The 10266-nt window shown below is 63.7% G+C and carries 16 protein-coding genes and 1 riboswitch; of the genes, 9 read left to right on the top strand and 7 right to left on the bottom strand.

Annotated elements, in window-relative coordinates; translation table 11 throughout:
• Positions 1–244 precede the first annotated feature (244 nt).
• Positions 245–307, top strand: a riboswitch (Fluoride riboswitch).
• A 98-nt stretch (positions 308–405) separates the two neighbouring features.
• From crcB (EOA24_RS15500) to EOA24_RS15490, 3 genes are all read left to right on the top strand, one after another.
• Positions 406–840 carry a fluoride efflux transporter CrcB gene (gene crcB, locus EOA24_RS15500; RefSeq protein ID WP_126078198.1) on the top strand — a complete coding sequence of 145 codons (435 nt, stop codon included), beginning with the start codon at positions 406–408 and terminating at the stop codon, positions 838–840.
• 3 nt (positions 841–843) lie between these two features.
• Positions 844–1281, top strand: coding sequence for a fluoride efflux transporter CrcB (gene crcB, locus EOA24_RS15495; RefSeq protein WP_126078197.1), 438 nt, complete (start codon positions 844–846; stop codon positions 1279–1281).
• A gap of 111 nt (positions 1282–1392) precedes the next feature.
• Positions 1393–1737, top strand: a complete 345-nt coding sequence (locus EOA24_RS15490; protein WP_095816023.1) for a DUF190 domain-containing protein — start codon at positions 1393–1395, stop codon at positions 1735–1737.
• Between the two features lie 119 nt (positions 1738–1856).
• On the opposite strand, the gene EOA24_RS15485 is transcribed toward EOA24_RS15490, so the two are convergent.
• Both EOA24_RS15485 and ndk read right to left on the bottom strand, forming a co-directional pair.
• Complete coding sequence (locus EOA24_RS15485) at positions 1857–2063, bottom strand: hypothetical protein (RefSeq protein WP_126078196.1); 207 nt, start codon at positions 2061–2063, stop codon at positions 1857–1859.
• 162 nt (positions 2064–2225) lie between these two features.
• Positions 2226–2648: a nucleoside-diphosphate kinase gene (gene ndk, locus EOA24_RS15480; protein WP_040984737.1), complete on the bottom strand. Its 423-nt coding sequence runs from the start codon at positions 2646–2648 to the stop codon at positions 2226–2228.
• Positions 2649–2826: 178 nt separating this feature from the next.
• On the opposite strand from ndk, the gene EOA24_RS15475 reads away from it, so the two are divergent.
• Positions 2827–3033: a hypothetical protein gene (locus EOA24_RS15475; RefSeq protein WP_126078195.1), complete on the top strand. Its 207-nt coding sequence runs from the start codon at positions 2827–2829 to the stop codon at positions 3031–3033.
• Here EOA24_RS15475 and EOA24_RS15470 read toward each other — a convergent pair.
• Positions 3030–3326, bottom strand: a complete 297-nt coding sequence (locus EOA24_RS15470; protein ID WP_126078194.1) for a DUF1905 domain-containing protein — start codon at positions 3324–3326, stop codon at positions 3030–3032. The genes EOA24_RS15475 and EOA24_RS15470 overlap by 4 nt on opposite strands.
• Positions 3327–3343: 17 nt before the next feature.
• On the bottom strand, positions 3344–4036 hold the full coding sequence (locus tag EOA24_RS15465) for a glutathione S-transferase family protein (RefSeq protein ID WP_126078193.1): 693 nt from the start codon (positions 4034–4036) through the stop codon (positions 3344–3346).
• A 58-nt stretch (positions 4037–4094) separates the two neighbouring features.
• Between EOA24_RS15465 and EOA24_RS15460 the strand changes: the two genes are divergently transcribed.
• The 3 genes from EOA24_RS15460 to EOA24_RS15450 all read left to right on the top strand — a co-directional run bounded on the left by EOA24_RS15460 (position 4095) and on the right by EOA24_RS15450 (position 6511).
• On the top strand, positions 4095–4607 hold the full coding sequence (locus tag EOA24_RS15460) for a DinB family protein (protein WP_126083451.1): 513 nt from the start codon (positions 4095–4097) through the stop codon (positions 4605–4607).
• Positions 4608–4889: 282 nt separating this feature from the next.
• Positions 4890–5453, top strand: a complete 564-nt coding sequence (locus EOA24_RS15455; protein WP_126078192.1) for a hypothetical protein — start codon at positions 4890–4892, stop codon at positions 5451–5453.
• A gap of 272 nt (positions 5454–5725) precedes the next feature.
• Positions 5726–6511: a GGDEF domain-containing protein gene (locus EOA24_RS15450; protein ID WP_126078191.1), complete on the top strand. Its 786-nt coding sequence runs from the start codon at positions 5726–5728 to the stop codon at positions 6509–6511.
• Positions 6512–6739: 228 nt separating this feature from the next.
• Here the strand turns inward: EOA24_RS15450 and EOA24_RS43030 are convergent, their stop codons facing one another.
• Entirely contained in the window at positions 6740–7096 is a 357-nt protein-coding gene (locus EOA24_RS43030) for a hypothetical protein (protein ID WP_245491014.1), read from the bottom strand.
• Here EOA24_RS43030 and EOA24_RS43025 point away from each other — a divergent pair.
• Both EOA24_RS43025 and EOA24_RS43020 read left to right on the top strand, forming a co-directional pair.
• Positions 7028–7321 (top strand): sterol desaturase family protein, encoded by a 294-nt coding sequence (locus EOA24_RS43025; protein ID WP_245501800.1) that lies wholly within the window; start codon positions 7028–7030, stop codon positions 7319–7321. The genes EOA24_RS43030 and EOA24_RS43025 overlap by 69 nt on opposite strands.
• Positions 7215–7517, top strand: coding sequence for a sterol desaturase family protein (locus tag EOA24_RS43020; RefSeq protein ID WP_245501799.1), 303 nt, complete (start codon positions 7215–7217; stop codon positions 7515–7517). The genes EOA24_RS43025 and EOA24_RS43020 overlap by 107 nt, the downstream gene beginning before the upstream one ends.
• 79 nt (positions 7518–7596) lie before the next feature.
• Here EOA24_RS43020 and EOA24_RS15440 read toward each other — a convergent pair whose 3' ends face one another.
• Both EOA24_RS15440 and EOA24_RS15435 read right to left on the bottom strand, forming a co-directional pair.
• Positions 7597–7899 carry a DUF982 domain-containing protein gene (locus EOA24_RS15440; protein ID WP_126078190.1) on the bottom strand — a complete coding sequence of 101 codons (303 nt, stop codon included), beginning with the start codon at positions 7897–7899 and terminating at the stop codon, positions 7597–7599.
• A 152-nt stretch (positions 7900–8051) separates the two neighbouring features.
• Positions 8052–10133, bottom strand: a complete 2082-nt coding sequence (locus EOA24_RS15435; RefSeq protein ID WP_126078189.1) for an ATP-dependent helicase — start codon at positions 10131–10133, stop codon at positions 8052–8054.
• Positions 10134–10266 lie beyond the last annotated feature (133 nt).

The following is a 10266-nucleotide window of genomic DNA, read 5'->3' as shown; positions in this document are numbered from 1 at the left end:
CGCTGGCGGGACAGCGCCCTCCTCTGTCCTGCCGGACATCTCCCCCACGAGGGGGGAGATCGAATGTCGCGCCGGCTTTCGCCAATCTCCAGCGTTGCAGGATTGAGTTCGGCGCCACGGCTGCCAATCTCCCCCAAGTGGGGGAGATGGCCGGCAGGCCAGAGGGGGGCGCGAAGGAACGCGGGGTAACCGTCTTTCAGCTAGCGGCCCCAATTGACCCCACCGCCTCAACCGCCTAGGCTCGCCCGAAAATGGGGATGGGGTTCCCCCGAAACCGCCCTTATGGGCTGATGACTCCTGCCAGGCGTGCTCTTGCGCGGCAGGATTTGTTTTTCCCGCTCGCATCATGCCTGATTTCGTGAAGTGATTCCCGTGCGGGAATCGCATTGGAAAGGCATTGAGACGATGACCCTTGCGGCCTGCGCCCTGGTCCTGATCGGCGGTTTCCTCGGCGGCGTATCCCGCTTCTTCCTCTCCGGCGTGATTGGCCATGGGGTCGGCGAGACCTTTCCCTGGGGCACGCTGGCGGTCAACGTCTCCGGCGCCCTTGCCATCGGCGCCTTTGCCGGTGCCGCGCGGGCGGTCGGCGGCGTCTTCGCCAGCGATCTCGTGCGCGACCTCATCGTCGTCGGCCTGTTCGGCGGCTACACCACCGTGTCGTCCTTCTGCCTGCAGACGCTCAACCTCGCGCTCGACGGGGAGGGCCGGCTCGCGGCCTTCAACGTCGTCGCCTCGTCGGTTCTGTGCGTGCTGTTCGTCGCCTTCGGCTTCTGGGCGATCGTCTGGGTGGCTGAGTCAGCAACCTGGGTGGCTGGTTCAGCTACCGGGGCAGCGGGCTGAGCGATGACGGACAGACAGGCGGCAATGCGGCTTTATCTGGCGGTCGGCTGCGGCGCGGCGATCGGCTCCCTGACCCGGTTCCTGTCGGGCTACGTCGTCGTCTCGCTGCTCGGCCTGAACGCTCTATGGTCGACCGCTTTCGTCAACGTCGTCGGCTCCTGGGTCATCATGGCTTTCGCGACGCTGACCGGACCGGATGGGCGCATGATGGTCGGACCGGTCAGCCGCAATTTCGTCATGGCCGGCTTTTGCGGCGGCCTCACCACGTTTTCGGCGATGAGCCTCGATACCTTCATCTTGCTGTTCGAGGGCGACTTGCCGCTGGCCGCGACCTATCTCATCAGTGTGGTCGGGCCGTCGCTCGTCGCGGCGTGGCTGGGTTATCTCATGGCATCCAGGCTCAACCGCTTGCCGAAAGGTAGTCAGGCAACAGGTAGCTAGAGCAATTCCAGGAAAAGTGTGAGCGGGTTTCCGTCCGGAATTGCGTCAAAACAAAGAGATAGAGCGGTTCGCCGTTTCTGTGAAACGGTGAGCCGCTCTAGGGAGGAAAACATGGAACTTCCCGCGCAATGCGCGCTGCTCAGGATCTTCTTCGGCGAGGACGACAGGGCGGCCGACGGCAAGCCGCTGCACGAGGCGATCGTCATCAAGGCCCGCGAAACCGGCATGGCCGGCGCCACGGTGCTGCGCGGGCCGCTGGGCTTCGGCCGCTCCAGCGTGCTCCACACCGCCAAGATCCTGCGCCTGTCGCAGGATCTGCCCATCGTCGTCGAGATCGTCGACGCGCCGGAGAAAATCGATGCGCTGATCCCTGCGATCAAGGCGCTGACGAGTGAGAAGAGCTGCCTGATCACCAGGGAGAAGGTCGAGGTCATCCGCTACGGCGACGGAGACTGAGCTCCAAAGCATGTCTCCCGAAAGTGGGAACCGGTTTCGGGTTAAAGACATGCGCAAATCAAAGACCAAAGCGCATAGAGCGAATCCGAAGGATCGCGACGCGCTTTAGGTACCCTCGATCAGCGGTCGCGAAGACGGCGGCCGATCGTATCCTCGTCGAAAATGCCGGCGGAAAACAGCTCCATGGCTTCGATCGCCAGGTCCGAAGCCTCGGAACTGCCGCGGGCAATGCCTCGCTCCACGCAGACCTGATCATAGATGCGCTTCAGCAGGACGAGATCGTCTGGATAAGCTATGCCGCTCTTGGAAACATGGGGGCCAATCATCGCATCCTCCATTGTTGGACGGAAGCATGACAGAAGCTCGCGGGGGCGGTGAGCCTTCTATCGCCAGACCGGCACCATAGGGTGCTGCGTCGGTCGCGCATTCACCCATGTTAAAAAGGCGGCCGACGGGCCGCCTTCTGTACCCGGAAGGTTTCAGCTGACTCAGCCGACGATCTCGGTGTCCGAGAACCAGTACTTGATCTCCTGCGCGGCGGTCTCCGGCGCGTCGGAGCCGTGCACCGAGTTCTCGCCGATCGACAGCGCATGCACCTTGCGGATGGTGCCTTCTGCGGCGTTAGCCGGGTTGGTGGCGCCCATCACTTCGCGATTCCGGGCGATGGCGTTCTCGCCTTCCAGCACCTGCACGATGGTGGGCGCCGACGACATGAATTCCACCAGCTCGCCGAAGAACGGGCGATCCTTGTGGACGGCGTAGAAACCTTCGGCCTCGCGGCGGCTCATCCACACGCGGCGCGATGCGACGACGCGCAGGCCGGCGTCTTCGAGCATCTTGGTGATGGCGCCCGTCAGGTTGCGCCTGGTCGCGTCCGGCTTGATCATGGAGAAGGTGCGTTCGATCGCCATAGGGTCGTCCTTGTTCTTGGGAATGGAAATTGGAGTGGCGGGCTCTATACAAGCCGCCCGGCGGCTTGCCAAGGGGAGGCGGCTTCTGGTCAAGGCGGGCGCTTTGCGGGATAATGAAACGGCTGCATGCGCTTCGGGCGCTTGCTCCGGAACGCTCGCGGCGGCGGAGCCGGAGGCGATGAACTGGCCTTATCTCAGACGCGGCGACATCGTGGGTATCGTCTTCATGGCGCTCATATGCGCCGTGATCGCCTTCCTCCTGCTGGTTCTGCCGCCGCCGGATCACAATTTCGGCTTCGGCCCGGAATGGCAATGTACGCGCATCGGTGAAGGCGATCCGATCTGTGTCAGGCTGATCGACAAGGACGCGCTCAAGCGGAATTAAAGCCCGATCTCAATGGTCACGATCGGCGCGTCTCCGGCCTTCAGGCTCTCAGCTTGCCGCACCGACGCCTTGACGGGCAAAAGCAGGCTGCCCGAGGCCTTGTCGGGGAAAAGCGACGTAGTCCATTTTGTCCTGCCGATGACAGCCGTCACACCAAGCGAGCCCCAGGGTCGCGCCAGCCCCGCCATGGCCGCCTTGATCCGCGCCGCGACATCCGTTGGCAGCGTGATGAAATGCCAGCCGCCCTTGCCGGGGTAGACCCAGATCCCGCCCTGCATCTCATAACGCAGCATGGCAATTCCGACGGCCGTCACGCCGCCGCCGCGACCTGCCGTCCGATACCGCCATGCAGGTCGAGGCAGCGCTCGAACCAGCGGGCGATGCTGTCGCCGTCGTCGAGCAACTGGAAAGGCGAGGCGATGCGTCCCCATTGCAGCGCGCCGAACACGATGTAATCGGCAAACAGCGGCGCCTCGCCGCCGATGAAGGGCTGGTAGGTGAGCGTCGAGCGCAGCGGCTCCAGCGCGGCGCGGAAGGCCGCGAGCCCGGCATCGCGGTTCGCCACGACCTCTTCCAGCCGCTTGCCGTACCGCTGCTCGCGGCTTTCGCGGAAATAGGCGGCGTTGGGCTCGTCTTGCATGTCATGCAGATCGGTCAGCGCCACCGTCGCGACGTAGGGATGGATGGTGAACTGCGACCAGCGCTCGATGAAGCGCGCCATCGCCTTGCCGCCATCGCCGCCGAATAGCGTCGGCCGATCCGGATAGGCTTCGTCGAGATAGAGCGCGATGGCGAAGGAATCGGCCACCACGCGCTCGCCGTCACGGATCACCGGCACCGTCTTCGACGCGCCGCTCTCGACTTCCGGCACCTCGAGGAAGCGCGTCGGCACCTTGGTGACGGCGAGCCCCTTATGAGCCAGCGCCATCTTGGTCTTCCAGCAATGCGGGCTGAACGGGCGGCCGACATCATGGCCGACGAGGTCGTAAAGCAGAATGGTCATTGGCGGGTCCGTTGCTGCGGGTTACGTAGAGCCAGGATTCGTGGCGAACCGGTGGATGATGAAACAGCATTTCATGATGTTTGCGGCCTATAATCAATGGGCCAACCAGCGTCTCTACGATGCCGCGGCACACCTCAGCGACGAGGAATTCAACCGCGACACCGGCGCCTTCTTCGGCTCGATGATGGGAACGCTCAACCATATCCTGACTGCCGATCGTATCTGGATGAAGCGTTTCACCGGCGAGGGACAGGCACCGTCTTCCCTTGACGCCATTCTTTACAAGGCGCTGCCACCCTTGCACAGCGCGCGCGAGGCGGAGGACAAGCGGATCATCAACTGGGTCGGCGGCATGAGCGAAAAGGCGCTCGCCGGCCGCTTCTCCTATATGACCCTCTCCGATATGCGAACTGTCTCGCAACGCGTGGCACCCGCGCTCAGCCATTTCTTCAACCACCAGACCCATCATCGCGGCCAGGCGCACATGGTGCTGACCGTGCTCGGCCGCCCTTCGGTGCCGCTCGATCTGGCGCTGTTCCAGCGCTCCGAGGAAGGCCGCGCCTATGCCTGAAGCATAAGCTCCGGGAACCCGCACGTTTCTGCTGCGGTTCGTTGCGAATGGCGCTTGCTGCGGGAAGTGTTTTTTGTTTGCTTTACAATTTAAATTTCGAAGAAAAGTCGAAAATTTATTTAACAATTCGATATAGCAACAAGAACAAAAAAGTATTACTGCAAATACGGTACGAAACTGAGGCGTGAATTTCGGCGTAGATATGTATGCCCACGGCGTCAGTCAAAGAACGCGGTGCCTGTATGATGCAGTGCAGCATATTCCGTCTAAGAGGAGAGTGTCATGCCAAGTATCATTCGGGAATTGCATAAAGTCCTTACTTGCGGCGCGGTCATCGCTATTTTGGCGGTTCCGGGCCATGCCGCAAGTCTTGGATTGGGTGGTGTCGGCGGCGTGTCCGTCGGTGGTAATGGCGCCAGCGCTAACGTCGGCGGCGCGAGCGGTGCCAATGCGGATGCCTCCTTTGGGGGAAGCAGCACGGCCTCCATCGGCGGCACCAACGGCGCCAACGCTGGCGTTTCGCTTGGCGGCGGCCAGGCGGCGGATGCGGCGGTGTCCCTGGGCGGGACCGATACCGGAGCCACCACCTCGATCGGCACCAGCGGCTCCAATGTCGGCATCGGGACGCTTGGAGCTTCCGCCGGTGTCGGTGTCGGCATACCGGGCACTCCAGGAGTTCCGGGCACCCCCGGCACTTCGGTCACCACCAAGCCTTCGGCCGCTGTTGCGCAGATGTCGGGTACCCAACTTGCGCGCATGAAGAAGCGCAGCGCCGACGTGCTTTCCAGCGAAGGAACCTATGATGCCGATCTGAGGGCGCTCTGCCTGATGATTTCGCGTCGCTGACATATGCTGCAAGACAGCCCGGTCGGGAGTGCCGGACCGGCCGTGAGGGCTCTGCGGCATCTCCTACCGCATCGCCGCCATTGCTGGCGGTGCGTTGACGAGAACCTCCGGCCAGTCGGGAAGCCTGCTGCTTTTGGCGGCGGGCTTTCTGCTTGCCTGCCGCCAAGGGCGGTTCCGACGGCCTGTTAACCACACTTGCATTGAAGCTAATATGTTAGGACTTCCTTTGCGCTCGCGCTCCACAATAAGCCGGTAGCAGTGGGAGCAACGGCATGCGCATCGATTTGTCCCCGACAAGCTGGGGCAGGGTCGTGGTGGTCACCGCCGCCGGCACAGCCTTTTTCATTGCCGTCGCCTTCTTCGTCGATTCCTTCAATTTTCCCTCGCTGTCGCCGCAGGCGCTGCTGTGGGCGAAACTCACGGATCTTTTCCTGCCGCTTGTCCTCGGCGGCTCCTTTCTGTTCTTCCTGATGTGGAAGATGCGCCAGCTGGCGATCACGCAAAAGGAGCTCAGCGTCATCGCCGCGACCGACAGCTTGACCGCGGTCTTCAACCGCGGCGCCTTCTCGATGCTGGTCGAGGCCTATCTCGACCAGGCCCGCGACCAGACGGTCGCCGACGCCGGCGCGCTGCTGATCGTCGATGCCGACCATTTCAAGTCGATCAATGACCGCCTGGGCCACGACTGCGGCGACCAGGCGCTGAGGTTGATCGCCGCGACGATCAAGGGGCAACTGCATGGCGCCGACATCGTCGGACGCATCGGCGGCGAAGAATTCGCGGTCTTCCTGCCCGGCGCCGATGCCACACGCTCCTTCCTGGTCGCCGAATCCATCAGGCGCCGCATTCGCGAGGCCGAATTTGCCCCCGACGGGCGGCCCTGGCCGCTTTCCGTGAGCATCGGCGGCATCGCCTTCAGCGGCCCGACCACCTACCACGACGTTTTCCAGGTCGCCGACCGCCATCTCTACAAGGCCAAGTCCAACGGCCGCGACCAGGTGAGCTTCGAGAGCCGGCGCAGCGGGACGGCTGGCAATGCCGGCGGCACCATGCACTAAAGCATGTCTCCCGAAAGTGGGAAACGGTTTCGGGATAAAGAGATAAAGACATGCGTAAAATCAAAAACCTAAAGCGCATGGAGCGAATCTGAAAGATCGCGACGCGCTTTAGGCGTCCCTTAGCACCATCAACGGTCCGTTCATCCTTTGGCGGCTAGTGTCGGCGGCTGACCTCAGCCGATCCGCGAGCGACCGTATTCGATCTCATCGACTTCAAGGCGGTGCTGATCATCGCCCCTCATCTTCATCCCGCTGGAGCAGCTCCTGCCGCTGCATGGCGAGCAGTCGGCGACGCGCCGGCATTGGCTGAACGACGTTTTCTACCTGCTCTTCAACGGCATTGTCATCAAGGCCGGCATAGTATTGGTGGTTGGCGCGGCGATGCTGCTGGCGCAGCGTTTTGTTCCCGAGGCGCTCACCGCCGCCGTCCAGTCGCAGCCTGTGTGGCTGCAGGCGATCGAGGCTCTGCTCATCGCCGACATCGGCTTCTACCTCGCCCATCGCGCCTTTCACGCGGTGCCGTTCCTGTGGCGCCTCCACGCCATCCACCACTCGATCGAGGAGATGGACCGGCTGGCCGCGCACCGCGTGCAGCCGGTGGACCAGATCCTGACCAAGTCGGCTTCGTTCTTGCCGCTGTTCGCGCTGGGTTTTTCCGCCGAGGCGGTTCTCATCTACGTGCTTGATCTACCAGTGGCAGTCGGTGTTCATCCACTCCAATACGCGCATCAAATTCGGGCCGCTGAAATGGCTGATTGCCTCGCCGCAGTTCCATCACTGGCACCACGCCAACGAACGCGACGCCTATGACAAGAACTTCGCCGGCCAATTGCCCTTTCTCGACCTGATCGGCGGCACTTTGTTCATGCCGCCGCGGATGCCAGAAAAATATGGTGTCGACGAGCCTGTGCCGCAGCTCTACCACCGGCAGCTCCTCTATCCTTTCGTCGCAGCGGCCGAACCGGCCGCGATCGCCGAAGCCTCGGCCGCCGGCAAGCCCGAATAACGGCAAGGAAAAGCCTCTCGTCAGGTGAACTGAGCCGGGGGCAGTTCATAGGCGGTGGGCCTGAGAAGATCGCCGTAAATCAGGCGGCAAAACCGCCATAGCCGCGCGCGACAGGCTTCACCGAAACGATCGGCTGGTCCGACGGCCACAGGATGCCGGCGGTCACCGCGAAGGTGATCAGCGCATCGCGCGCGGCCTCGGCCGAGATTTCTCGGGCCCGTGCCGCCTCGCAGGCCTTTACCGCGGCGCCGTAGCTCAGCCGCCGCCGCGATGGCGGAAACTCGGTCAGGAATTCATGCATGGCGGACAGCGAGGCGATCATGCGCTTATGGCCGGCGCCGACGCTGAGGGCGACCGGGGTGAAGAACATCCTGTCGTACATTGAGACCTCGTCTGTTGGCTGCGGAGGCGGCGGGCCTCCGGTCTGGGAAGGGACGCCACACAACGCGGCTTGCGGCGTGAGGTTCCGCGCACGCCGATTTTTCCGTCTTGGACCTGATCCGTCGCGTGAATCGGCAGGAGGGGGCAGGCGGCCTATTTCCATATGCCGCGCATGCGGGCGCCAAGGTCGACCTTGACGCCTGGCCGCTGGCGCGGGTCGTCCTTGAGCGCCGCACTCGCCCAGGACGACTGCTCGAATGCCGGAAGCATCGAGGCCGGGATGAAGCGGGTGCGCGAGGCATAGACATGGCGGTCGCCGCGCGCAGCTTGGTTGTGCGGATAAAAGCGCTGCGGCACCACCAGATGCAAACTGTCCTTGGCCCTGGTCATCGCCACATAGAGCAGCCGGCGTTCCTCCTCGATGTCCTCCTTGGTGCCGACCCCGAGATCGGCCGGGATGCAGCCATCGACCGTGTTCAGCACGAAGACGTTCTTCCATTCCTGGCCCTTGGCCGAATGGATGGTCGACAGGATGAGGTAATCCTCGTCGCGATGCGGCGCCCCGGCCTGGTCGCTGGTGGCGTCGGGCGGATCGAGCGTCAGCTCGGTCAGGAAGCGTTCGCGCGACGGATAGGTCGAGGCGATCTGCTCGAGCTGGATGAGATCGGCCCGGCGCGTGATCGCATCCTCATGGATGCGCTCCATATGCGGTTCGTACCAGAGCCTGATCCGTTCGAGGTCGGCCGGCCATTTGGCGCCGGCGCGTAGGCCGCTATAGATGTCGAGGAACACCGGCCAATCCTGCGCGGCGCGCTGCGGCGGCCGGAAGCGGGCAAGGCCGAGCGTCTCGTCGAGCGACGTCGCCATGGCATCCACGATCTGCGAGGCGGCGGACGGCCCGATGCCCGGCATCAGCTGCAGCACGCGGAAACCGGCGACGCGGTCGCGTGGGTTCTCGGCGAAGCGCAGCATCGCCAGCATGTCCTTGACATGCGCGGCGTCGAGGAATTTCAAGCCGCCGAACTTGACGAAGGGGATGTTGCGACGCGTCAGCTCCACCTCCAGCGGCCCGCTGTGGCTCGAGGTGCGAAACAGCACCGCCTGCGCCTTCAGCGCCGTGCCGGCCTCGCGTTCGGCCAGGATCGCCTGGCAGACATAATTCGCCTGCTCGGCCTCGTCGCGTACGCTGACCAGCTGCGGCCTGTGCGAGGAACGGCGCTCGGTCCACAGATTCTTGGTGAAGCGTTCGCTGGCCTCGCCGATCACCCTGTTGGCGGCTGCCAGGATCGTCTCGGTCGAGCGGTAGTTGCGCTCCAGCATGACGATCTCGGCGGGCTTCGCGAATTGTTTCGGGAAATCGAGGATGTTGCGCACTTCCGCGGCGCGGAAGGAATAGATCGACTGCGCGTCATCGCCCACCACCGTCAGGCCGGCGCCGTCCGGTTTCAGCGCCAGGAGGATCGAAGCCTGCAGCCGGTTGGTGTCCTGGTACTCGTCGACCAGCACGTGGTCGAAGCGGGAACCGAGATGAGCGGCGATTTCCGGCTCGGCCGCCATCTGCGCCCAGTAGAGCAGCAGGTCGTCGTAATCGAGCACGTTCTGCGCCTGCTTGGCCTCGACATACGCCGCGAAAAGCTCCTTCAGTTGCTCCGCCCATGCCGCGCACCAGGGGAAGGCGGAGCCGAGCACCTCGTCCAGTGGCGCCTGCGCGTTCACCGCCCGCGAATAGATCTGCAGGCAGGTGCCTTTGGTCGGAAAGCGGCTTTCGGTTTTCGAGAATCCCAGCTCATGCCGTGCAAGGTTCATCAGGTCGGCCGAATCCTCGCGGTCATGGATGGTGAAGGCCGGGTCGAGGCCGATCTGCTCGGCATAGTCGCGCAGCAGCCTGGCGCCGATGCCGTGGAAAGTGCCGGCCCAGGCCAGCGCGTCGCCGATGATCGCCGCGTCGCGCCCCAGCACCTCGCCGGCAATGCGCTCGACCCGCTTGGCCATCTCGGCCGCGGCACGACGGGAGAAGGTCATCAGCAGGATGCGGCGCGGATCGGCGCCCTTGACGATGAGATGGGCGACGCGATGCGCCAGCGTGTTGGTCTTGCCGGAGCCGGCGCCCGCAATCACCAGCAGCGGCGCCGCCACCTTGCCGTCGCCATGCACCACCGCCAGCCGCTGCTCATCATTCAGCCGGGCAAGATAAGCGGGCGTCTCGAAGGACGAATCACGAGCGGCGATGTTCATCGCCCATCAAGCATCGTTTCCGCTTTGTTCGCAATAATTTCCTCGCGTTGCGGGAGAGCCGGGAGGGGACCGCAGCGGCCGGAGAGGAGGCTGAGCCGGTGGTGGGTGGGCGCATGCATTCTCTATGGAGCGC

This window comes from Mesorhizobium sp. M2A.F.Ca.ET.039.01.1.1 (assembly GCF_003998035.1).
Lineage (GTDB): Bacteria > Pseudomonadota > Alphaproteobacteria > Rhizobiales > Rhizobiaceae > Mesorhizobium.
The sequence above is the reverse complement of the archived record's forward strand: the minus strand, read 5'-3'. Positions and strand labels throughout refer to the sequence as shown.

Coding starts and splice junctions, on each gene's coding strand:
- crcB (WP_126078198.1), top strand. CDS start 406: ATGACCCTTGCGGCCTGCGCCCTGGTCCTGATCGGCGGTTTCCTCGGC.
- crcB (WP_126078197.1), top strand. CDS start 844: ATGACGGACAGACAGGCGGCAATGCGGCTTTATCTGGCGGTCGGCTGC.
- EOA24_RS15490 (WP_095816023.1), top strand. CDS start 1,393: ATGGAACTTCCCGCGCAATGCGCGCTGCTCAGGATCTTCTTCGGCGAG.
- EOA24_RS15485 (WP_126078196.1), bottom strand. CDS start 2,063: ATGATTGGCCCCCATGTTTCCAAGAGCGGCATAGCTTATCCAGACGAT.
- ndk (WP_040984737.1), bottom strand. CDS start 2,648: ATGGCGATCGAACGCACCTTCTCCATGATCAAGCCGGACGCGACCAGG.
- EOA24_RS15475 (WP_126078195.1), top strand. CDS start 2,827: ATGAACTGGCCTTATCTCAGACGCGGCGACATCGTGGGTATCGTCTTC.
- EOA24_RS15470 (WP_126078194.1), bottom strand. CDS start 3,326: ATGCTGCGTTATGAGATGCAGGGCGGGATCTGGGTCTACCCCGGCAAG.
- EOA24_RS15465 (WP_126078193.1), bottom strand. CDS start 4,036: ATGACCATTCTGCTTTACGACCTCGTCGGCCATGATGTCGGCCGCCCG.
- EOA24_RS15460 (WP_126083451.1), top strand. CDS start 4,095: ATGAAACAGCATTTCATGATGTTTGCGGCCTATAATCAATGGGCCAAC.
- EOA24_RS15455 (WP_126078192.1), top strand. CDS start 4,890: ATGCCAAGTATCATTCGGGAATTGCATAAAGTCCTTACTTGCGGCGCG.
- EOA24_RS15450 (WP_126078191.1), top strand. CDS start 5,726: ATGCGCATCGATTTGTCCCCGACAAGCTGGGGCAGGGTCGTGGTGGTC.
- EOA24_RS15440 (WP_126078190.1), bottom strand. CDS start 7,899: ATGTACGACAGGATGTTCTTCACCCCGGTCGCCCTCAGCGTCGGCGCC.
- EOA24_RS15435 (WP_126078189.1), bottom strand. CDS start 10,133: ATGAACATCGCCGCTCGTGATTCGTCCTTCGAGACGCCCGCTTATCTT.